Below are 23667 nucleotides of genomic sequence, written 5' to 3'. Positions count from 1 at the left end.
TACCGGAAATTGGAGACTCGTTATGAGAAACTGCAATGCACTTTCATGGGGTTCCGATATCTGGGATATTCGATGATTAATTTCAGGTCGGTGTTTGGAAAAAAACGTGGTCAATTTAAATGAGCTCATCTAATTGCATTATATACTATTTGTCAAAAAAGACTAGAACCTGGCTTTTTCATCCAAGACTAGCTTCTTTTTGAGCGAAATTCTTCCTCTTTTCTTGAGAGTTTTAATTTTCCCCTTATCTTTAATTATTTGATCTTTGATATCCGCCGCTGCACCATCAATAGCCCCTTCGATGCTTTCAGAAATTTCTTCAACTCTATATTTTTTATACGGGGTGCAAATCATCAATTCAATCCTAAATTTCCCCTTTTTTTCCAAATCTATTTCAATTTCTATTTGTAAAATATTACTCAATAGCTTATTTAGCGGCTTTAACTTTTTTTCAATATATTCTCTCTCCCTATCATCAACCTTGGTTTCCCTGAATAGATATCTGATATTCATATCAATTCCCGATTAACATGTTAAGTATTAACCTGTTAATTTTTTGATAAATTAATAATAAATAATTCTTATTTCTTCTTTTAAATCTATCCCGAATCTGACCTTGACCTTCTGCTTAATAATACCAGAAACTGTCAAGACTTCTTCCATTGTTCCACCCCCGTTGTTCACTAAAAAGTTTGCATTAATATTGCTGACGGAAATATTGCCAATTTTTTTCCCCTTAAGTTGAGCTTCTTCGATCAGCCATCCGGCTGAAATCCTGTTTCCGACGATTTTGCTTCCGGTTTCTTTTTCAAATTTATTTATTAAATCCTTATCTGCAACCACTGGATTCATAAAAAAGCTTCCTGCATTTCCAAACCAGCTTTTTGGCTGTTTTTCGGATCGTTTTTTTAATATTTTATCAATTTTGGCCTGAATTTTATCTTTATCTCCATTTTTTAGCCTAATCTTGGCCGAAAGTATGATTAAGCCATTATTTTGCTTGAATATACTCTCACGATAATTAAAATCGCAATCTCCAGGATGATAATTTACAATTTTTTGATTAGAGACATCGTAAGATTTCACTTCTATCACAAAATCCGCTATGGTTTTTCCAAAGGCTCCCGCATTCCCCCGCACTGCTCCGCCGATCGTCCCCGGAATTCCAACTGCCCATTCGAATCCGGATAAATTATTTTCTCTTGCAATATTAACTGCGTTAGATAATAATAATCCCGCTCCGCACTCGATAATATTATCTCCTATTTCATATTTGACATTTCGCATTTGGATTGCTAATCCGTTAAAGCCCCTGTCATCAAATAAAACATTACTTCCTCCGCCTAAGATAAAAAGCTTGAGATTGTTATTTTTTGCGTAATTAATAGCCCCTATTAAATCTTCTTCGCTTTCAACAAAGACAAATTCTTTCGCCGGTCCGCCGATTTTGAAAGTTGAGTGATCTGCAAGTTTTACGTTTTTTTGAATATTAAGCATTTTATTGCAATGATTTATTTGCTTTCTCCTTTCCTAGCCTCTTCAAACAAAAATACCGCTACGGCTGAAATTGCGACCACCGTCCAATCCTGCCATCCAATCGGAACCATTCCGAGATATTTCTGGAAAAATGGAAGATACATAAAGGATAGCAAAATTCCCAAAGAAATGAAAATTGAAAAAATCGCAAACTTATTTTTGAAAAATCCTAGCTTGAAAACGGAAAGAGATTCGCTTCTGGACTGAAGCAAATTCGCCATCTGAGACATAGAAAGTACTGCGTAGGCAGCTGAGGTTGATTTGGCGTAAAGAGCTCCTTCTGCTATTTCTTTTCCAAAACTCCAGCCTCCGCGCATCATTGACAAAAGGAAAGCTACCACCGCCCCCAACGCCATAATAATTCCAATATAGACGATTCTCCGGAATCCCTTGAAATTTATCACGTTCTCTTTCTTTTTCTTTCTCGAAATCCCCGGCTCATCCGGTTCCATGCTCAAAGAGAATGAAGGAAAAATGTCAGTTCCCAGATCAACGGCTAAAATTTGGATAGCCGTTATTGGAGAAGGGATTTGCATAATCACGCCGATGACCACCGTAAAAAGCTCGCTAGCGTTAGACGTAAGGATATAATGGACAAATTTTTTGAGATTTCGAAATATCGTTCTTCCTTCAGTTATGCCATTCACAATAGAAGAGAAGTTGTCATCCAAAAGGATCATATCAGAAGCTTCCTTGGAAACATCTGTTCCCATAATTCCCATCGCCACTCCGATATCTGCTTTTTTGAGAGCCGGAGCGTCATTCACTCCATCTCCAGTCATCGCTACAATCTCTCCTTTGCTTTTCAAAATTGAAGCGATTTGCAGTTTTTGCTCCGGAGCGATCCGCGCAAAAATTATTTTTTTCTTTTTCGTTTTGGCATAAATTTCTTCGTCGCTCATTACCATCAGCTTTTTCCCAGAAATCACTTCATATTCTTCTCCTTCCTGAACAATGCCAGCTTTCTTGGCAATCGCTTCTGCAGTTACTTCGTAATCTCCGGTTATCATCATAACCCTTATTCCCATATTAACGCATCTTTGAATTGCTTCAGAAACTCCAGCTCGAGGCGAATCTATCATCCCCATCATTCCAACCCAGATCAATTTTTGCTCAGACTTGTCCGCTATAGCTTTAGCGAAGGCCGATTCGCTATTATAATCTTCCTTTTCCATATCACTTAAGTCCTTATAAGCAAACGCCAGCACTCGAAGCGCTTCGCCAGACATCTCGTTGTATTTTTTTCTGATTTCTTTTTTATTTTCTTCCGTAATTTTCGCTGTTTTTCCATTGATTGATATTTTATCGCAAAGATCCAAAACAACATCCGGAGATCCTTTGACGTAGGAAACCACATTGCTATTTTTATACACCTCACTCATCATCATTCTCTCTGAAGAAAATGGATTCTCGGTAATTCTTTTCTCATCTTTTTCAAAAAATCCTTCTTGATTGTTGTATTTTTTTCCCGCTACAATAATCGCTCCTTCAGTCGGATCGCCAATTATCGCATACCCGTTTTCATTTTTTTGAAGCGATGCATTATTGCAAAGAGTTCCAATCCTGAAAATTAATTCCAGATTTTTCATTTCGAGAGGATTGATTTTCTGACTGCCAATATAGAAATCGCCTTTCGGTTCGTATCCATTTCCGCTAACGTCAATCACCTTTTCATCGATTACTATCCTGGTTACAGTTAATTCGTTCCGCGTTATGGTTCCAGTCTTATCTGTGCAGATTATTCCAACTGAACCAAGCGTTTCAACAGCGCTTAGCCTTTTGGCCAAAACATTTTTTTTAAGAAGATTCTTCATACCAAGAGACAACGCCACAGAAATAGCCGCCGGAAGTCCTTCTGGAACCACCGAAACTGCGAGAGCCAGCGCAAAAAGAAAATTTTTGTAAAGCGACATATGAAAATATTGTCCGGCAATCATTACCATTATTCCGATAAAAACAGAAAGAACAGTTATAATTCTCCCCAAGCTTCGCATTTTATTTTGAAGCGGAGTAGGCAAATCTTTTACTTTTGTAGTAAGAGTTGCTATTTTTCCCAGCTCAGTATCTTTTCCTATTCCCGTAACCAAAAATGCCGCCTCCCCTACTGCCACGCTTTCCCCGGAAAAAAGCATATTATCCACATTAGAGACAGGAATATCTTTTTCGCCAATTATTCCTGATTTTTTTGATTTTGGTTTTGACTCTCCGGTAAAAACAAAACTATTTATTTTCAGGCTGAAACTTTCCAAAATATACCCATCTGCCGCAATGCTGTCTCCAGCCGAAACGCAGATCACATCTCCCGGAACGATAAATTTTGAATCAACCTCTTCTTTCTTTCCGTCGCGAAGTACTATTGCCTTGTCAGAAGAAAATTTTTTTATCTTATCGATGATCTTTTCCGCCTTGAATTCCTGAAAAAAACCGATTCCCGCATTGATCAGTACAATAGTTAGAATTATTGTTACATCTCTCTGCTCTCCAAAAAGAAAAGCCAGAAGAGAAGCAACCAGAAGAATCCAAATCAAAGCATCATTAAATTGTCCTCCTAGAATTTTCAGCCATTTAAACTTGTCTGAATTTTTCAGCAAATTTAATCCGCACGTTTTCCTCCGCAATTTCGCTTCTTCCTTGGAAATTCCCGAGAAACCGGAGTTAAATTTCTCCAGCGCTTCTTCGGGACTTAAGTTGTATATCTTTTTTTCCATTTACCCTGTTAATTAGTTGCTCGTCTTATAAATCGTTATATTGTCATATTTTGCTACCAGCGGAAGGCCGGTTGGGTCAAAAGTTTTGTCATTTCTTTTGTCCGGCGATTTTTGGATATTAGCTAAAATCAAAGCATTGGGATCATTTTTCAACGTATCATAACTTTCGGTTCTTTTAAGGGTTGCTCCGATGGCCGCCCAGTAGCTTGGATTATATTGCGGCCAGTCGATATTGTATAAAGTCAAATTATCCGCTCCGACATAATATTTGGCAATCACATAATCGAAAGAGTTGAGAACATAGAAATGATTGCCTTTATATTTTCCCAGATCTGCTTTAAGCTCTCCATAGCCCTTTGAATAATTGAGATTTTGGATATTGGCAATCAGAAAGACGTACAAGATCAAGGCGAAAGTAGAAATTTTCCAATTCACTTTTGAAAGCCAGAGTCCAAGCAGAATAAAAATCAAATAGGCCGCAACGATCAAATAACGCGAAACGACATAATTGTCGCCTGTGATGGAAATTGAATAAATAAAAAGCATGAAACCAAAAGACATAATCAAAATATAAACTGTCTTTTCTTTTTCTTTTTTAATCAGATACGGAATTAAAAAACCAAAAAGCAAAACTATTCCTACCAGAATGCTTGAACTTGAAATATGGTTCATGTTATTCGGATTAGGCATTCCGGCAGAGAGTTCTCCTAAGGGAGAGCCGAATAGGAAAATCTGGATATTGGAAAAAATATCGCTGAAATTTACCGACTTTATCCAATGCATATTATTAAGCCCGGAATACATCAAATGGCTAACAAAAGTTTTTATCCAAAAAGAAAAAATAATAACCGAAGAAACAGCTCCGATAACTATTTTTTTGCTTGGCAGAAAATTTAATAATGCCTTTTTAGCGCTTAGCTTTCCGTTATCTTGATGAAAAAAATTATAAACTACAAAAACTAAATAAAAAATCAGAGAATAAATTACTCCCATATAATGCGTAAGGAAAGAAAGCCCCATAAAAATTCCAAAGAAAATATAATACTTGTATTTATCCGCTTTCAGCCCCTTAATCAAAAAATAAGCCGCCATCATAATAAGAAAAGAGAGCATAGAATACATTCGTCCTTCCTGCGAATATTGGATGGCAAATGGAGAAAGCGCGGCAATGAGACTGGCAAAAAGTGCCGCTTTTTTGTCAAATAATTCTTTGGTGAAAAAATAAATTGCCCAAATTCCTAAAATTCCGAAAACGACCGAGAAAAAACGAATGCTAAAAACGCTGTAATTAAAAAAATAGGCAAATGGCTTGAGAAGCATATAATAAAGCGGCGGATGGACATCATTGATGGTAATCCTTATCATTTCCCAAAAATCAGCTTTAACTGTAATTCCGGTAAACGCTTCGTCATACCAAAAATCACGGTTCAAAATATTGCGAAGGCGCAAAACAGCACCTAATATTAAAATTAGATAAATGTAATATTTATCAAGTTTTGAAAAAAATATTTTTATTTTAGAAAACATAAATTAATTTTAAATATATATTATGTCATTCTGAGCGCCGCGCGAAGAATCCCAGAATTATTCTCGCTGGTCTATATTTATTCGAGATCCTTCGTCGCGGCGACTTAGGATGACAAACAAACAAGTTACCTAAAGATGTCATTCCGCCAGCTCCTTCGTCACTTCCCAAACATTTCCCGCACCCATAGAAATTACCAGGTCTTTTCCGGAAATTTTATTTTTCAAAAATTCAACCACTTCCGGAATAGTCGGAACATATTCCGCTTTTCCAGGATTGTATCTGTTTATTAAATCAACTAAATCTTTTGAAGACACTCCTCCTTGCTCTTCCCTCGCGCTTCCATAAATATCAATCACAATAACTTTGTCCGTATTGTCAAAACTTTGCGCAAACTCATGGAAAAGAGCTTTAGTCCGGGTAAAGGTATGCGGATGGAAAACTGTCCAGATGTTTTTCCGATAATATTTTTCTCTGGCCGCTTTGAGAGTGGCTTTTATTTCTTCCGGGTGATGGGCATAATCATCGATCAAAATCGCGCCGCCTCTTTCGCCGATTTTTTCAAATCTTCTGGAGGTGCCATGGAAATTTAAAATCGCATTTTTCACTTTTTCCAGATCCAATTTTAATTTGTGGCAAACAGCAATCGCCGCCGCGGCATTTTGCATATTATGCCTCCCGATTATTTTAGTTCCAAAATCTTCCAGAAACTCTTCTTTATAAAAAAATTTAAAAGTTTTGACCAATTCACCTTCTTCTGACCAATTTTTTGAAGACAAATCCTCTATCCTGTAATCGCATCCATCAGCGAATCCATAAGTGATAACTTGGCAACTAGCGTTTTTTGCCGCCTCAATTGCATCCGCGTCATCTCCGCAAACTACCAAGAATCCGTGTTTGGGAATTTTCTCCACAAAATCGCGAAAAGCTTTTTTGTATTCTTCAAAAGTCGGAAAAAAATCCGGATGGTCCCAGTCTACGCTAGTGAGCACTACTGCCCAGGGATTGTAATATTTCAATTTATTCTGATATTCATCCGCTTCCGCCACAAAAAAATTTCCTTTTCCATTCAATGAACTGCTATCCCAATCTATCGCTTTGCTCCCGACAATAGCTGTCGGATCGGTTCCAGCTTCCTTGAGGCAAGATGCTAAAATCGCCGTGGTGGTTGTTTTTCCGTGCGTTCCGCAAACCGCAATTCCCAATTTTTCTTTGAATAACAAACCCAAAACTTCCGGATAACTCAGCATATTGAGTCCCCTCTTTCTGGCTTCCAACATTTCCGTGTTATTGTTTTCGCTATAAGCGGTGGAATAAATTATCAAATCAACATCTTCCGGAATATTTCCGGCTTTAAACTCCTCAAAATATTTTATATTATTCCTCTTTAAAATTTCATCGGTGAAAAATTTTTCCTTCGTATCCGATCCGGAAATTTCAATTCCGCGCGCCTTCAAAATCTCAGCCACCGCTGTCATTCCTGCCCCCTTAATTCCGATAAAATAAGCTTTTTTAATTTGGTTAAGGTTCATATTATTTGTCATAAATAGATTGAAAATCTTTGTCATAGAGGCCTGCCTCAATGCACTCTCTTCTCGATAAAAAGCCTAAACTATATTTTTCCTTAAATTCTTTAATCATATCCTCTGATCCTGCAAAAATTGGAGATAGCAAATCAGAAAAGTCATCTAAAAACCCTTTGCCAAATGTTTCCTCGAACAATCCGATGATCTTCTGGTCTTCAAATTTTTCCCCTTCGACATACGATCTTTTTATTGCATTCCAGATAGTTTCTCTCGGTATTTTCAAACGAAGTGACATTTTTATTATTATTGTATTAATCAATGGAACTATATTACCATAAGTGTAATGTCGATGTTCTTTAATTTCCTTTTCATAATCTTCGATTTCATTTCGCGGCCAGTTTGACTGAGTCAGATACTCTTTTGTCAGTTCTCCGGTTATTTTTTCAGTAACTGCCTCATTAAATACTGCAAAAAATTCACAGGAAGTGCCTCCTTTTTGGGGGTCGTTATAGACAGGACTTTGAATTTTTGCATCTTTGTAAATGCTACGAAAAAATCCGGTTTGTTGATTCTTAAAAGTTCCTTTTTCGGGAGACCATCCTATGCAGATACTTTTGCTCATTGCGTGAATTTCTTCATGAATAAGAGCTCTCAATCTCTTTATTTCAGGGTTATAGCCTTTATCCTCTATAACTTTGGATAAAGTAATAACGTTAAACTCTGGCCAATATGTTCCCGCCCCAATTTCCCATTCTCGCGAAAAAATCTTTTCTGGAACGATAAAATTCATTTTTTCTTCCGGAATACCGCATTGTTTCAAAAGTTTCGAAAAAATATTTTTCAATAACGGAAAATCTACTTTTTTAAGAAAATCCTCCCACTCAGGTATATGCTGTTTTTCGTTTTCCTCTATGAATTTTTCAGCAAAAAGACGCTCTCTTTCTTCGGCAGTTTCTTTTGGCTCAGAAGTCATATCTTCATTAAAGACTTCTCTTTGCGGCGGTTTTTCTTTTTTTGAAAAATCAAATTTTTCCAGCATATTATTTTATATCTAATTTACCACCCAATTATCACACTAAAGACTTGACAAAAAATTCTCTATTTTAGCCACTATTCCATCTCCATCACCTAATTATCACCCAATAGCCATCGACCAGTTCTTGATTTTCCATTGAATACAATCTTACCGGATCTACTTGTCGGTTCAAGTCTCTGACTTGAACCGCATAGTTCTTATTCGTATTCATATACGCTTTCAATTTTTATCCCGCTATTAGGATTAGCCGACGACCAATGCCAATTCTCAGGAATCTCAACGTAGTTTCTCTTGACCGGATTATTATGAATATAATTCAATTTTTGGGCAAAGAATTTTTCAGATTCAATCAGCTCCGGCATATTAGTCTTGCTCCAAAAATGATTGCCATCTTCACTCAAAAACAATTTTAAAATGCTTGGCTCAGTTTTCTGAATATTAGCAAGAATTTCTCTGGCAGTAAATTTTTTGAAATCTCTAACGAAACCGGAAACATCATCGGAGAAAATCAAAAGATGAATATGATTAGTCATGAAAACAAAACCGAATATCTTTAAACCTTTTTTGTTTTGAAAAAATTTTAATGAATTGGCCAAAATATCCCAACGATCATACCTATCTAGAACATAATACCAATTTTTAACTGTTATTGTCAGAAAATATATCGACGAATTTAATTCTTTTTTAATTCTGACAGATGGCATCGTTTTTGAGAACCTTTTCGGTTCAGGTCGGAGACCTGAACCGACATTCTGTTAAATTTATTTTATTCTTCTTACTATATTCGAACCGATATTGACCATTTTACTGACGTCAGGAAAATGGTTTTTGTTATTTCCTTCCCAACTCAATCAGCCCGTCCGCTAGATATTCCGCTGCGTTGGGATGATAGAACGCACTTATATTGTGGGACATATTTTTTTTGAGTTCTTCATCGAAAAGTATCTTTTCTATTTTTTCGAAGAAAATATTTTCTCCCAGATTGGATTCTTCCAAAACCAAAGTTCCTCCGGCTTTGGCAATTTCATAGGCATTCATTCTTTGGTGATCCTGCGCAGAATGTTCAAGCGGAATAAGAATATTCGGCTTGGCATTGGCCGCTATTTCCGCAATAATATTGGCTCCTGCCCGGCTGATTACCATGTCAGCCAAAGCATATGCCTGCTTTATTGTTTCAAAATCCATAAAAGGGACGGGGAAGTATCCTTCTCTTCCGGCTTTTATCCCTTGCTCCCCTGCGCCATGAACAACTTTTTCATAATTTTTTTCACCGGTTTGATGGATTATCTGGGCATGTTGAAGAATTCTCGGAAGAATCCTGATAACCGATTCGTTGATAATTTCTGAACCCTGGCTTCCTCCCAAAACTAATATCACAGGTTTTGACTCGGTAAAATTAAAAAATTTTCTCGCTTCTTCCTTGTTTCCGCTATTAATCCCCTCTCTCACCGGATTTCCAACTAAGGCTGTTTTCGAAGCCTCAAAATAATTTTGAGTGGTTGGATAGGCAATAGCAACTTTGTTTGAAAATTTCTCCAATATCCTATTGGCAGTTCCAGGAACAGCATCCGACTCGTGAATAATTATCGGGATTCTATATATCCAAGCAGCCATAACAACTGGGACAGAAACATATCCGCCTTTAGAAAAAACCACATCGGGCATAAATGAAAGCAAAATCCAGAGAGATTGAAAAAAACCTATGGGAGTTTTGAAAAAATCCACAAAATTCATCAAGGAAAAATATCTCCTGGCTTTTCCCGCCAAAATATATTTCGCCCGAATTCCTTCTTCCTTCATAACCTCCTTCTCTATCGCAACGCCAGAACCGACATAGAGAAATTCCGCTTCATCTCCTAATTTTTCCCTTATTTTTCTGACTATGGAAACTAAAGGAAAAATGTGCCCTCCTGTTCCCCCGCCAGTTAAAAGTATCCTCATAAATTTAATGAATTACGAATTACGAATTATGAATCAAGAAAAAATAATCCATGATTCATAATTCTTAACTCATGATTCTAACCTCGTTTGTTTTGATATGTTCAGTAGTATTCCCACTCCCGCCAGCAAAAACACAATTGAGGTTCCTCCATAACTAATGAAAGGCAATGGCACTCCAGTAAGCGGAATAATAGCAGTAATCGCTGAAATATTAATAAATGCTTGAATGATAACCCAAGAAGATATTCCAATTCCGAGAAGTTTTCCGAAGTCATCGGAAGAACTTTTTGCAATCTTTAATCCGCGGAGGGCAAAAACAAGAAATAACGCCACAAGCACCGATGCTCCGATAATCCCAAGCTCTTCGCCAATAACAGCGAATATTGAATCGCCAACCGGCTCAGGAAGATAGTAAAACTTCTGCCGGCTATGTCCCAACCCTAATCCCAAAATACCACCGGATCCGACTGCAAGCAATGCCTGGCTTATGTGATATCCGATTCCCCTAGGATCTAAATCGGGATTAAGAAAAATCATCAATCGATTTAATCTGTATGGCTCTATTTTTACTAATATAAAAAAACTTGATATGCCTGCGATTGCCATCCAAAAAAGATGAGACAATTTCGAACCGGAAGAAAAAAACATGATAAGCATAGTCATAACAATAACCCCCAAGGTTCCCATATCCGGCTGTTTTATAATCAGAAATCCGATGATGGCCATAATTCCAACAAAGGGCAAAAAACCTTCAAAAAAATCTCTGATACGATGGTTTCCGCGGCTTTCTAGCCAAGCTGCGAGATAAATAATTATTGAGAGCTTAGCCATCTCCGAAGGCTGGAAAGAAATCGGTCCCAATTGCAACCAACGGCTTGCGCCATAAAGTCTCGCTCCAAATCCAGGAACAAAAACTAAAACAAGCGCGACAAGAGAAATGAAAAATAACGGCACAGAAATTTTTTTCCAGTAGTGATAATCTATTTTTTGGCACAGATAACAGGCAATGAGTCCGGGAAGAATTCCAAAAATCAATTGGCGCTTAAAAAAATAATATTGATCGCCAAAACGAGATTGGGAATAGACCACTCCAGCACTGGTGATCATAATCAAACCGAAAGCCAAAAGCGCAAAAACGGAAAATAATAATATATTGTCTGATTTATTGGTATTCACAAAAAAAATAATTTACAATTTTTAATTTTTAATTTTGTAATTTTTAAATAAATTTAAACATTTATAAATTATTTATAAAATTAAAAGTTTGAAATTAAAAATTTTATTTATGGTTTTTACCCAGGTCGATTAGAATGATTAGATTAATTAGAAATTTTCGATTTATTTTTTCTCCACTTCTCTATCTCCTTATGATTTCCGCTAAGAAGAATTTCCGGAACTTTCCAATCGTTAAAATTTTCCGGGCGAGTATATTGCGGATATTCGAGATACCCTTCCTGGCTATGGGATTCGTCTTTTGAACTTTCTTCATTTCCCAAGGCTCCGGGAATTAAACGCGTGACTGAATCAATTACTGCCATTGCCGGAATTTCTCCGCCGGTTAAAACGTAATCCCCTATTGAAATTTCCTCGTCGGCGATATTTTTCGCTACTCGTTCATCTACTCCTTCATATCGTCCGCAAATTAAAATCAAACTATCGTATTTGGACAATCTTGCGGCATCCGCTTGAGTGTATCGTTTTCCTTTCGCAGAAAAAATAATTACTCGCGGCTTTCGTCCACCAGCTGACGGATTGACTTTCGGCTTTATGAACTCTACGGCTTTATATATCGGCTCCACTTTAAGCACCATTCCTGCGCCTCCTCCAAATGGAGTATCGTCAACTGTATTGTGCTTGTCATTGGTAAAATCGCGAAGATTAACAATATTGATGTCAATCAGTTTTTTTTCGCGTGCGCGCTTAACGATGGACTCGCCAAAATAGCTCTCAAAAATTTGAGGGAAAATTGTAATAATATCAAACCTTTTCATAGCTATATTTTAGCATTTTATAGGCAAACATAAAAGCCACACGGTGTGGCTTTTATGCAAAAGATTTAAAGTTTTCTGAAATCTAAATTTTAAGATCTCCAACTACATCGTCAATGCTCTTCTCGGTTTTTCTGCTAGTTCCTCTTTCGGAACCTTCCGGTTCGTTAATCTTGAGATTCACTCGGGCGTTGTTTCGCGCTCCAATTACTCTCAAAATTGTTCGAAGAGCTTTTGCGGTAGCTCCTTCTCTCCCAATGACCATTCCCATATCCTTTGAATTCACATCCAAAGCAATAAGAACGCCCATTTCGTCAATCTTTCTTTCGACTTTTACATCGTCAGGGAAATCTACGAGCATTTTGACGGTATACTCTAGAAAATCCTGATCAGTTTGTCTTTCTGCCATTTTCTTGTATCGCCTAAATTACTGATTAGCTAGAGAGCGTTCGAAGGACGACCTTTCCTTCCTTTTCTCTCATTTTGCTTATATTATAAACCTATTTTATTCGCTTGTCAATTATGAATTTTCAGTATACATATTAACTCTAAAAATACCTAATCAGAGCTTTTTTCTACATCAATTACCACTCTTTTCTCATACTGCGGTATTTTTTGGGACATGAAGGACGGCCAGAAATCAATATTAATTTTTTCAATTTGCGGATAATCATTTAGAATTTCTTTTATTTGATCATCGCTCTTGCCTAGTATTTCTTTCCTGAAATCATCCCAATCGATATTGGATTCAACGAAAACTTCGACATTAGCTTTGATTGATAGAATTCCGGAGTCAAATTCCGCTGAAGAAGCTCCATAACTAATCTTCAGCAAAGAAAGATCCGAAATCGTCTTGTCCGGATTTGCTTTATTATAAATGCCTCCCGCTAATTTTTTGAAATCTTCCTCTGAGAATACAATAGCTTTTATTTTCCCCTTAGCTTTATAATCAAAACTGTTCGCAACCTCATTCACTCTCGCCGTTGCGGATGATTCTGAAATATTTATTTCGGATGCCTCTAAAAGAAAAACATCATTGGGACCGATCTCGTCTTTGACTTCTTGTTTTAATTGGTCTTTTATTTTTGCTTCCGATTCTTTTTTTGCCCCATCCAAATCGTTTTGAGAAACAACCGCTATTCCGCTTGATTCGCTAGAACCTCCCCCGGACATAACAGCGGATGATTTTGCATAAAACTTATTGTATTTGGGAGTACCTTCGAATCCTGGAATTTTGAAATCCGAAGCTTCAATATTATATTCACTTCCGGACTGATCTGCAATAACGTCAGTTTCAACACTCCCAGGATTAGAATCTTTCATCCCAGGAACCGTGATACTCTTCGCTATGCGAAATAATTTCCCGTCAGTTGAAAGAAATCTGGTTGTAGCAATGAGTTGCTGAGGTTCTTCACTGTAATTGTTATAAACGGTAATTTTCCCTTTTGCTTTCTGGCTGGTATCAGAAGAGGATCCCTTTTTCCCGGTAGTTTTGTACGAATCAGACATGGAACCTTCTTTTTCAATTATTCTAGCGGGAATGGATAGGTCTTCGCTTTTGACTTCCGACTGGTTAGCAATGGTTTTTGTATCTAAATCAAATTTCTTAACTTCCCTTTTTGTGGCAACCAGAACAGTTGCCTTAGGAAGAAAAAGATAAGCAGCAACCCCCGATGCCACGAGAAGACAAATTATGAAAAAACTAAAAATTATTTTACCGATACTGCGGGATGCCGTAACAATATCTTCTTTTTTTTCTTTTGATTGATTATTTTGATTGTTAAAAATATCCTTTTTTGGTTCGGGATTAAAAAATCCTTCCACCAATTTCTCTTTATACGGATCCATATTGCTAAGATCGCTTATTTTATCCGAACTATATTCCTTCTTGGATTCAAAGGGTTTGTGTTCGGGAAAAGACCCTTCAAAACTAGCCTCGGGAGCATAAGAAAAAGCTGTTTTTTCTTTTTTTATGTCGGAAGTATTTTTAGGGCCAAGGCCATCCATTCCTAAAGCAGGCGCTTCAACAGGATTATTAGGTTTAGCTCCGGTTATTTTGGCAGCAGAAGGCAATTTGGCAGGCAACTCATCATCTTTATTGCCATCTTCTTCATAAAAACTATCCGACCCGATTTTTTGAAGCCTGGTTTTTTTATTGCTCTTTTCTGTTTTCATAATATTTTTATAGTTATTTTTGTTAGAATATTTTATTTCCATTTGTGAACCAAAGTTTTCTTTTATTTCTTCTCCTTCTTCCAGCCCTTTTATCGAATCAAGTACCAGAATCCCGGCTTTTTCTATTTTCATACTGGCGCCTTTGTCATTAACAACTATGGCAATCTGCTTTTCTTCTTTGGCCGCTTCTCTTTTCAAGAGCCTCAAGCTAACCACGCTTTGCAAAATCAAAGATCTCGGAGAAACCACGAAAAAATTCTCTTTAGCCTTTGATTTTCTGAGCCTATCAATGACCGAGGTTATTTCCTCATCGATGTCAATATAAAATATTTGATGCATATATGCGAATTGTCGCTAATATTAAACGAATACATTCGAATTATTATTCCTTAATATTCGCGATTTATTAGACTTAAATATTCGTGACTATTGGCGTTCATCTTTTCATTCCTTGCAAAACTCTTCTCAGGATGCTTGCCATAACTCTTTCCTCGCCGGCTATTTCAAGCGCCAGATTTGCAAGTCCCATCGGAGTCACATCTTGAGGAGTTCCAAGCTCCTTGGTTGCATCGAAAACTTTTGCCACATCGCCAGGCTGCAAAAAACTTACCACAGGAGGTTTTGAAAATGAAAGGTTCTGTATCCATTCGGCAGAGGCCAGGACTCTCCTTATGCCCGGAAGAGCCGATCCTCCTCCGCAAAGCAAAATCTTTGAAGGCAACAGATCAGTTTCTGAAAACTCCATAAGCGAAAGCTCTACTCCTCCAAGCCAGACCATCGAATCCCCTCGAAGTATTTCGTCTATTTTTATGGAAACATCGGATCCCAATTTTCCTTCGGAGTATTTTATCTTAAAAATTTCCGCTTCTTCGAATCCGATATTTAATTCTTGCGACAATCTTTTCGTAAAAGCCCTGCCGCCCAAAGAAAACATTTTTGTCCCTTCAAGACCGCCATTTCTGACAACCGCAATGTCAGTTGTTCCGCCGCCGATGTCAATAAAGATAGCGCTAAAATCCAAAACATCCTCATAATCCACCGACCTTGCCACTGCATACGGTTCCGCTGCGATACTAATAAGATTGATTCCCAATTCATCAGCAATGGTCTGGAGCGCTCCCAGATGAATCATAGGAGCATAAGCGTTAAAAATGCTTATCGAAACATCTCTTCCCTGAAAACCGATAGGATTCGAAACTTGATAGCCGTCAATCCTGACATCCACTATAGCTGCATTAATAAGCTTCACTTCAATATCATTTTGTCCTGTTTCCCAAGCCAGCTGGCTTTCAATTCTTTCATAGGCTTTTTCTTGAACTTTCTGAATAATATTTTTGAGTTCCGGAAGATCAATTTTTGATTCAGGCTCAGCTCTTTCGTAATGCACCGTGGTTGTTGTTCCTTTAACAAGTTCTCCGGCAATTCCCACTATTCCTTTTTTTATTTTCTTAATTCCCGCTTTTTGACAAGCTATTTCAATAGCATCTTTACAGGTATTTATCACGCCAGTGATGTCGGAAACAGCGCCGCTTTGCATATTCTTTCTTCCTTGTCTTTTCTTGCCGACACCAATCACCACCCCCTTATTATCTTTCAAATCAGCCTCAAAAACAAGAGCTTTTACTACCTCTGTTCCAATGTCCAGCGCCAGTATTGTATCGTTTTTGTTTTTGCCAAAAAATCCCATAGTTCAGTCAAAAGTCGTAAAGACATAAAGTCGTAAAGTCGTAAAGAATTTAAATAAATTTAGACTTTATAGACTTTTAGCTTTATAGACTATGGCTATATTTTTTTAATTTCAACTTCTTTTATTTTTTCAAGCATTCCTTCTTCCTTCAAAAGCCCTCCTGTTGCTCCAAAAAAGTTCAAAGAATTTCCGCTATTGGCAATTCCCCATTTTAAACATTCTTCAGCGTCTTTTCCCTTAAGATGAGCTGCCAAAAAACCGCTGGAAAAAGCATCTCCCGCTCCAGTTGTTTCCACTGGATTTTTTCCAATAGTTTCCGTTTGCAAAAAAGAGTTGCCTTCAAGAAGCCAGGCTCCGCGCGCTCCATCTGTAAGTGTTACCGTTTCTGGTCCCATCGCTTTGAGATTTTCCAGCAAAAATATTTCATCATTTAGATCTTCGGCTGAATATTTTTTTTCTCGCGACATAATTTCAATCGCTTCATCTTTATTAAGCATCAGAATTTGGCTCTGTTTTATTGCTTCAATAATTTTAGCGCAATTTTCTTTAATATTAGATTGGCCTGGATTAAGCGCCAACTTTATTCCCCTTTCCTTGCAAACTCCAACAATCTTGCCTAGATTTTCTTCCCATTTAACAAACTCGCTGCTGTTTAAAGCACTCACAAAAATCCAATCGGCTTTTTTCAGTTTTTCGGGAAATATTTCTAATCTCTCATTGGCATCACGATTGAAAAATATTGTATGCTCTCCGCTCTTTTTGTCCACAATTATGGCTGACAAATCACTCTGGCAATCTTTTTCGATTTCCACAAACTCTTTATCCACCCCCTCGCGCTTAAGCTCTTCAACAATCCATTCTCCCAAATTATCTTTTCCTATTTTTGTATAGCAATAAGTTTTTATGCCTAATCTGGAAAGTCCCACCGCCACATTGGCTGCGCATCCTCCAATGGATTCGTATCGATCTTCCACTTGATATTTGGCGCCAAGCTCAAAACAGAATTTTTTTTGCGATTCCAAATCTTCCGGGGTATCAACAATATGCCCTTTTTCCGTGGGATAAAAAACATCTTTTGCCGATGATCCAATGCAGATAATTTGCATGAGTTTAAAAGTTTATAAAGTTATAAAGTTTATAAAGCGCAAAAACAATTACAATATGCATACTTTATGAACTTTAAAAACTTTATAGCTTTATGAGCTTATTTTATTTCTTCCTCAATCTTCGTAAGTCTATTATATTTACAAAGCCTTTCGCCCCGGGAAAGCGATCCGGATTTCATAAACTCCGATCCGGTTCCGACAGCCAAATCGGAAATAAAATCATCTGTCGTTTCTCCGCTTCGGTGGGAAATTACCGTTTTCATATTATTTTTGTGAGCCAGTTTGATGCATTCAACTGTTTCAGAAAGCGTTCCGATTTGATTTACTTTAATAAGCACGCTGTTGCAAGCTTTGGTTTCAATCGCTTTTTTTAGCCGTTTTGTATTGGTCACCAGCAAATCATCGCCAATAGTCATATATTTCCCAATTACTTTCGAAATATCCGGGGATGGATTTTTTTCTTCCAATTTTTTGGTCAAAATCCCCCATCCTTCGAAGTCATCTTCATTGAGTCCGTCTTCTACTGAAATTACGCTATATTTATCAATCCATTCTCTGTATAAATTTATTAAGCTTTCCCGGCTGAGCGCCACTTTTTCCGGTTCCAAAAAATATTGATTGTCATCTTTGTTGAAAAAAGAGCTAGCCGCAGCATCCAAACCGATATTAACTTGACTGCCAAGAGCATATCCAGCTTCTTTTATGGCCTGACAAATTAATTCTAATGCCTGAGTATTGCTTTCCAGGTTCGGAGCAAATCCTCCCTCGTCTCCCACGCTGGTTTTCTGTTCATTGTTTTCCAATATTTTTTTAAGGGCATGAAAAATTTCACTTCCCGCCCGAAGTTGTTCTTTGAAACTTATTACTCCTGTGGGAACAATTTTGAATTCTTGAATAGAAAGCCCCGAATCGCTATGCTGTCCGCCATTCAAAACATTAAACATCGGGATGGGAAGATTGTATTTCTTGCTTTTTATCCCAAAAGTTTCAGCGATATATTGATATAATGGTTTTTTCTGTTCTGCGGCAGATGCGCGGCAAACCGCTAAAGATACTCCCAGTATCGCATTGGCTCCAAGCCTTGATTTATTTTCTGTTCCATCCAGTTTTATCATTATTTCATCAATCTCTTTTTGGTTTTCCGATTCTTTTCCAAGAAGCGCTTCTTGAATTTCTTCATTTGCATTCTTCACTGCTTTCAAGACGCCTTTGCCCTGATATCGGCTTTTGTCTCCATCGCGAAGTTCGATCGCTTCGTATGATCCGGTTGAAGCGCCCGATGGTACTGCCGCCACGCATTTTACTCCGCTTTCTAGTTCAACCTCAACTTCCACAGTCGGATCGCCCCTTGAATCCAAAATTTCCCTAGCATAAATTTTCTGTATCTTTGACATAAATTCGGAATTTTCAATTATCAGTGATAAATTTACAAAATTTGAAAATTGAAAATTTATTAGCTCTGTATGATAATATTATACCACAACTAATCATTTAGCGCCTCCAACCCCGGCATCGGATTGCCGGACAGATATTCCAGCATTGCTCCCCCTCCGGTCGAAACAAAAGATATTTTTTCCATTGCATTCTCTTTTTCCAAAATCTCTACCGATTCTCCCCCTCCCAGCAAAGAATATTCCCCGCTTTCTATCACGGCTTTCAATATCTCTTTCGTCCCCAAATCATACGGACTTTCTTCAAATTTTCCCATCGGACCGTTCCAGACAATTGTTTTGGCGTTTTTAATAATTTCCGAGAAATTTTTAATGGTTTCTTTGCCAATATCCAGCCTATCGCCTGAAAAATCAACCGGAAGCATCACTTTTTCGCCAAAAGTTATTTTTTCATCAATTGCTTCGTTGGCGATTTTTCCTCCGACCAAAATATTGTCATAACTTTCTTCAAAACTTTTTATTAGCGGAAGTTTGGTCTCAATTTTGGCTCCGCCGATAATCGCCACTGCCGGATGCTGGGGATTATTTTTGACCCTATCCAGATGCTCTATTTCTTTTTGAAGCCAAAGACCGGCATAGCTAGGTAAAATATTTTCTATTCCCGTAATAGAAGCCTGATTCCGATGAGATTGGCTGAATGCTTCATTGATAAAAATATCAAATCCGTCTGCTAATTTTTTGGCAAATTCCGGATCATAGGATGTGCCTTTTTCCACATCCCCTTCTTCGGAATAAAATCTTACATTCTCCAGCAAAGCTACCTCTCCTTTTTCTAAATTATCTACTGTTTTTTTCACTTCTTCCCCAATGCAATCAGAAACAAATTTAACTTTACAGTCCAAAATATCTTCTACGTCGTCCTTAATCTGATCTAATGAATATCGAGGATCTTTTTTCCCTCCCGGACGGCCAAAATAGGTAAGCAATGCTACTTTCGCATCTTGCGACATAAGATAAATGAGTGATTCTCTGCATGCCCTTATCTTGTATTTCTCCTTTACGTCTCCCTTCTCCAGAGAAACGTTAAAATCCACTCTCAGCAATACTTTTTTGTCTTTTAAATCTGCGTTTTGTATTTTTTTCATATATGCAAATTGTCGCGAATTATATCGAATGAATTCGAATAAATTCGTTAATATTAGCGATTATTAGCGCAACTTACTGATGGAATCTTCCCCCTCCTAAAATTCCCATAATCACTCCAACCAGCGCCATGACTATGGTAATAATCCAGGCTCTCATTGTCACTTTAGTTTCCGGCCAGCCCTTGGCTTCAAAATGGTGATGGATTGGAGCTGCCAAAAATACTTTTCGATGGAAAAATTTCTTGCTGAAAAGCTGGATTACCACGCTTCCCGATTCCAAAATATAAATAAAAGTTATAATAAACAAAGCTATAACTGAATTAGTAAGCATTGCTACCACTCCCAGCGTCGCGCCAAGCGAAACCGCGCCTGTATCGCCCATAATAAATCTGGCTGGAAAAATATTAAACCAGAGAAAGGCCAGAAGCGCTCCGCCGATTGCCGCACAAAAAGCAGCCAGATCCAGCTTATTTTGAAAAAAAGAAATCAGCGCAAAAGACGAAAAAGCGATGGCCAATATTCCTCCATCCAGTCCATCCAGTCCATCAGTTTCATTGGATGAAATGGCTGAATACAAGATAACAAAAATGAAAAGCGGAATATACCAAAATCCGATAGACACATCTCCATAAGCTGGAATGTGAATCCTATCCCAGCCCAATTTTGAAAAAAACCACCAGGATCCGATTCCGGCAATCACCAAAAGCCACCAAAACCTCATCGCAAATCTCATCCCTCCGCCTTTGTTTTTTCCGCAACCCTTAACGCTCATAAAATCATCAACTAAACCCAAAATCCCTGCTGAAATTAATGCAAAGAGAGGAAGCCAGACCTGAGAACGACTGTAAAAATCCAGTCTGGCAAAAAAATTGATGCCAGTCCATTTGGCAATAAATGGAAATAAAAAATGAGAAGCAAAAACCAGAACGGCTACCGAAAACCAAATGATGAGTCCGCCCATAGTCGGAGTGCCGTTTTTTCCGGCATGAAGATGATTAACATAAGTAAGTTCTTTCCCATCGACCGACTTGTCCTTTATTTTTATTCCTATTTTATATTTATAGAGGAAGTGGGTCCAAATAGGGGTAACTAAAAAAGCCAAAACAAAAGCCAAAAATCCGGTCGTTAAGACCTTCAGAATTTCAACTACCTGCGGAATTGTTTGTATTTGCGCAATCTGCATTGAGATATATCGCTAAAATTTATTCGAGATTATTCGCGATTAGTTTCGCGATTGTTTAGTGATTTATATTATCTCCATTCATACGACTGAAATGTCCAGCTAATCATCGTCTTAATATCCTGCCATCGATACGGATCATCCAGAAGCACTGCTATTATCCTATGTTTTCCAGTCGGATCCGATGCGCCCAAAAGAAGCGACCTCCCAGCCAAAGGAGTAAATCCTGTTTTTCCTCCAATGCAATTCGTAATATCATTCAGAACAATGTCCGTATTAAGAATTGTATGGCTGCAAGTTCCATCCGCCGAAGTTACAACAGTATTATTTGGAAGGCGCATAATATCCCAAATAAGATCATATTTTATTGAATTAGCAGCGATATAAGCGATATCGTGAGCTGATGAATAACATTCCAACTCCCTTCCGTCCGGTTCCAGTCCGGAAGGAGTGCAAAAATTAGTATCGTTGAGACCTAGCTCTTTGGCTTTTCTATTCATCATGTCGACAAAGGCTTCTTCTGATCCTCCAATATGCTTTCCTAAGGCCAAAGCTGCATCATTGGCGCTATTCATAAGCATTGCTTTCAAAAGACTCAGAGTTGAAATCTTTTCTCCCACTTTTAACCTTTGGCTAATGCAATAACCGGAGCGCGGACAGCCCACTTTTGTTCCTTCAATATAAACTTCCTCTTCACCTATAGTAACCAGCTCGTCTAAATTAGAAATTTTTTCCATAACCAGCGTCGCTGTCATCATCTTGGTAAGTGACGCAATCTGTCTTCGCTCATTGCCGCTACTTTCGTAAAGGACTTTTTTCGTATCAACATCTATAATTAATGAGGAATGGGCATTGGGAATAGCCAGATTTGTCGCAGTTTCTTTTTTGATCGGCTGGAATATTGGAATTGGAGCTGGGGCGCTATTCACTGCCGATTTTTCCGTGTCTTTTTCCACGCCTTCGACAAAACCGGAATTTTCTTTCTGGATCGAAGCGGATTGATCATTATTGGGAATGCTAAAAGACTTACTCGCAAATAAAAACGAATTTAACGGCGCTATCACCAGCATTAAAACCATTGCTGAAGTCGACATGTGGAATTTTTAATTTTGTAATTTTTAATTTTGTAAATAATGTCTAAATTTCTAAATGTTTAAAAATTAAGACATTAAAAATTATTTAAAAATTCAAAAATTAAGAATTAAAAATTTTAAACTAATTATTATCTACAACGCTCTCTATCCTACTATCCTTCGATAATTCTTCGTAACTTGGTAATTTATCTACACTATCTATCCCCAGTTTTTTCAAAAATTCAAAGGAAATTTTGTAGACATATCCCCGCAAATCTTTCGGATTATCTATTCTCTCGATTAATCCCCTCATCAGCAAATTCCTGACGGTATAAGTGCAATTAACTCCTCTGATCGCTTCTATTTCGGCTCTCGAAATCGGCCCGCGATAAGCGATGATCGAAAGCACTTCGAGCGATGCATTTGATAACGATTCCTGAAGATCGCTTTTCACCACTTTGTCCACAAAAGAAGCATTTTCGGGACTAGTCGCCATTTGAGCTTCATCTTCTTTTTTGATTATCGTTATTCCTCTTTTTTGCGTTGAATAATCTCCGGTCAAAAGCATCAGAGCATTTTCAATGTCTTCCTTGGAAACTTCAATAATTTTTGCAATTTTTGTTATTTTCATCGGCTCCCCGCTGATGAACAAAAGGCTTTCAATCGCTGATTTCAAATTTTCTAATTCCATAATATCCGCATGTCATTCCGGGCTTGACCCGGAATCTACACTCCCTTAAATCGATAACGTAGATTCCCGCTTCCGCGAGAATGACAAAAAAGTTTAACTTTTAATTTTCATCTTAATATTCTCAAATAATTCATTTTGTTCCACGTTTATAATCTTCTGTTTCACCATTTCCAGCATCGCAAGAAATGAAACAATTACATCTATTTTGTCTTCCGCGCTGGAAACTAGTTCTGAAAATGATGTTTCTATCTTTCCTTTAATGAAATCATGGAGATGCCCGATTCTTTCTTCCAGAGTTATCACCTCTCGCACCATTTCTTCCTCCAATTTTTCGAATGCCGGAATTTCACTCAGCACTTTCAAAAAATATTTCTTGAAATCAAAAACATTAATGTTCTCCGGGGGATAGAAAAATGTTTTTATCGCCACAAATTTTTCCCTGGAAAAACTGATTCTTTTCGACTCGGACATTTTTCCAATGGAAATAGAAATATCCTTGAATTTCTTAAACTCGGCCAGTTGTTTTTCCAGATCCAATATCTCTTTTTCTTCTTCATCAGAAAACTCCAGCGTCGGCAGAAGCGCCTTGGATTTTATGAGGATAAGTTTGGACGCGACGGTCAAAAAATCAGCCAAATTTTCCAGTGTTATCTTTTCTTTTTGGCTTAGATACTCCAAATACTGATCCGCCACCGTTGCCAGACTTACTTCCGTAATACTCATTTTCTGCTCCTCAATTAACTGCAAAAGAAGGTCGAGCGGTCCCTCGAATTTATCCGATTTAAAATGATACGCCATAACTATACGATAACATAAAAATAAAAAGCTTGGAAGAGTCCAAGGTAATGTCCACATACATATGGCGGTTTTTCCAAGATAGAGTTATCTTGGAGGATGTGTATCAATATGCCAAAAACAATTAAAGAAGAACGGTTAAGATGGGTTTTACCCATCGCCAA

At 37.7% G+C, this 23667-nt stretch carries 21 protein-coding genes; all 21 read right to left on the bottom strand.

Translation table 11 applies throughout. The features are described 5' to 3' along the window. Window positions 1-162 precede the first annotated feature (162 nt). Window positions 163-513, bottom strand: coding sequence for an HPF/RaiA family ribosome-associated protein (locus tag WC906_03220; GenBank protein MFA5777423.1), 351 nt, complete (start codon window positions 511-513; stop codon window positions 163-165). A 51-nt stretch (window positions 514-564) separates the two neighbouring features. Beyond that, the gene (gene murB, locus WC906_03215; protein MFA5777422.1) at window positions 565-1497 is read right to left on the bottom strand and encodes a UDP-N-acetylmuramate dehydrogenase; all 933 of its coding nucleotides are present in this window, start codon (window positions 1495-1497) and stop codon (window positions 565-567) included. 14 nt (window positions 1498-1511) lie between these two features. Beyond that, window positions 1512-4244 carry a cation-translocating P-type ATPase gene (locus WC906_03210; protein ID MFA5777421.1) on the bottom strand — a complete coding sequence of 911 codons (2733 nt, stop codon included), beginning with the start codon at window positions 4242-4244 and terminating at the stop codon, window positions 1512-1514. Window positions 4245-4256: 12 nt separating this feature from the next. Further along, complete coding sequence (locus WC906_03205) at window positions 4257-5771, bottom strand: glycosyltransferase family 39 protein (GenBank protein ID MFA5777420.1); 1515 nt, start codon at window positions 5769-5771, stop codon at window positions 4257-4259. 138 nt (window positions 5772-5909) lie between these two features. Further along, window positions 5910-7301, bottom strand: coding sequence for a UDP-N-acetylmuramate--L-alanine ligase (gene murC / locus WC906_03200; protein MFA5777419.1), 1392 nt, complete (start codon window positions 7299-7301; stop codon window positions 5910-5912). A gap of 1 nt (window position 7302) precedes the next feature. Continuing rightward, on the bottom strand, window positions 7303-8334 hold the full coding sequence (locus WC906_03195) for a hypothetical protein (GenBank protein ID MFA5777418.1): 1032 nt from the start codon (window positions 8332-8334) through the stop codon (window positions 7303-7305). Window positions 8335-8419: 85 nt separating this feature from the next. Beyond that, complete coding sequence (locus WC906_03190) at window positions 8420-8542, bottom strand: hypothetical protein (protein MFA5777417.1); 123 nt, start codon at window positions 8540-8542, stop codon at window positions 8420-8422. Beyond that, window positions 8529-9035, bottom strand: a complete 507-nt coding sequence (locus tag WC906_03185) for a transposase (protein MFA5777416.1) — start codon at window positions 9033-9035, stop codon at window positions 8529-8531. Before WC906_03185 ends, WC906_03190 begins: the two co-directional genes overlap by 14 nt. A 127-nt stretch (window positions 9036-9162) precedes the next feature. After that, complete coding sequence (gene murG, locus WC906_03180) at window positions 9163-10272, bottom strand: undecaprenyldiphospho-muramoylpentapeptide beta-N-acetylglucosaminyltransferase (GenBank protein MFA5777415.1); 1110 nt, start codon at window positions 10270-10272, stop codon at window positions 9163-9165. A gap of 69 nt (window positions 10273-10341) precedes the next feature. Further along, window positions 10342-11448 (bottom strand): putative lipid II flippase FtsW, encoded by a 1107-nt coding sequence (gene ftsW, locus WC906_03175; GenBank protein ID MFA5777414.1) that lies wholly within the window; start codon window positions 11446-11448, stop codon window positions 10342-10344. Window positions 11449-11591: 143 nt separating this feature from the next. Then, a complete protein-coding gene (gene trmD / locus WC906_03170; GenBank protein ID MFA5777413.1) occupies window positions 11592-12263 on the bottom strand; it encodes a tRNA (guanosine(37)-N1)-methyltransferase TrmD in 672 nt (223 codons plus the stop codon). An 82-nt stretch (window positions 12264-12345) separates the two neighbouring features. Next, window positions 12346-12669, bottom strand: coding sequence for a KH domain-containing protein (locus WC906_03165; GenBank protein MFA5777412.1), 324 nt, complete (start codon window positions 12667-12669; stop codon window positions 12346-12348). 149 nt (window positions 12670-12818) lie between these two features. Beyond that, entirely contained in the window at window positions 12819-14774 is a 1956-nt protein-coding gene (locus WC906_03160; GenBank protein ID MFA5777411.1) for a hypothetical protein, read from the bottom strand. A gap of 97 nt (window positions 14775-14871) precedes the next feature. Next, window positions 14872-16122, bottom strand: coding sequence for a cell division FtsA domain-containing protein (locus WC906_03155; protein MFA5777410.1), 1251 nt, complete (start codon window positions 16120-16122; stop codon window positions 14872-14874). Window positions 16123-16217: 95 nt separating this feature from the next. Further along, window positions 16218-17228, bottom strand: a complete 1011-nt coding sequence (locus tag WC906_03150) for a carbohydrate kinase family protein (protein ID MFA5777409.1) — start codon at window positions 17226-17228, stop codon at window positions 16218-16220. A 98-nt stretch (window positions 17229-17326) separates the two neighbouring features. After that, window positions 17327-18622 (bottom strand): phosphopyruvate hydratase, encoded by a 1296-nt coding sequence (gene eno / locus WC906_03145; protein MFA5777408.1) that lies wholly within the window; start codon window positions 18620-18622, stop codon window positions 17327-17329. Window positions 18623-18711: 89 nt separating this feature from the next. Next, the gene (pgk, locus tag WC906_03140) at window positions 18712-19764 is read right to left on the bottom strand and encodes a phosphoglycerate kinase (protein MFA5777407.1); all 1053 of its coding nucleotides are present in this window, start codon (window positions 19762-19764) and stop codon (window positions 18712-18714) included. A 73-nt stretch (window positions 19765-19837) separates the two neighbouring features. Then, on the bottom strand, window positions 19838-20947 hold the full coding sequence (locus WC906_03135) for a phospho-N-acetylmuramoyl-pentapeptide-transferase (GenBank protein ID MFA5777406.1): 1110 nt from the start codon (window positions 20945-20947) through the stop codon (window positions 19838-19840). 68 nt (window positions 20948-21015) lie between these two features. Continuing rightward, complete coding sequence (locus WC906_03130) at window positions 21016-22038, bottom strand: serine hydrolase (GenBank protein ID MFA5777405.1); 1023 nt, start codon at window positions 22036-22038, stop codon at window positions 21016-21018. Between the two features lie 121 nt (window positions 22039-22159). Continuing rightward, window positions 22160-22708 carry an SMC-Scp complex subunit ScpB gene (scpB, locus tag WC906_03125; protein MFA5777404.1) on the bottom strand — a complete coding sequence of 183 codons (549 nt, stop codon included), beginning with the start codon at window positions 22706-22708 and terminating at the stop codon, window positions 22160-22162. Window positions 22709-22801: 93 nt separating this feature from the next. Beyond that, entirely contained in the window at window positions 22802-23506 is a 705-nt protein-coding gene (locus tag WC906_03120) for a segregation/condensation protein A (protein MFA5777403.1), read from the bottom strand. Window positions 23507-23667: the final 161 nt, after the last annotated feature.

Source organism: Parcubacteria group bacterium (assembly GCA_041657845.1).
Taxonomy (GTDB): domain Bacteria; phylum Patescibacteriota; class Minisyncoccia; order Moranbacterales; family JAKLHP01; genus JAKLHP01.
The sequence above is the reverse complement of the archived record's forward strand: the minus strand, read 5'-3'. Positions and strand labels throughout refer to the sequence as shown.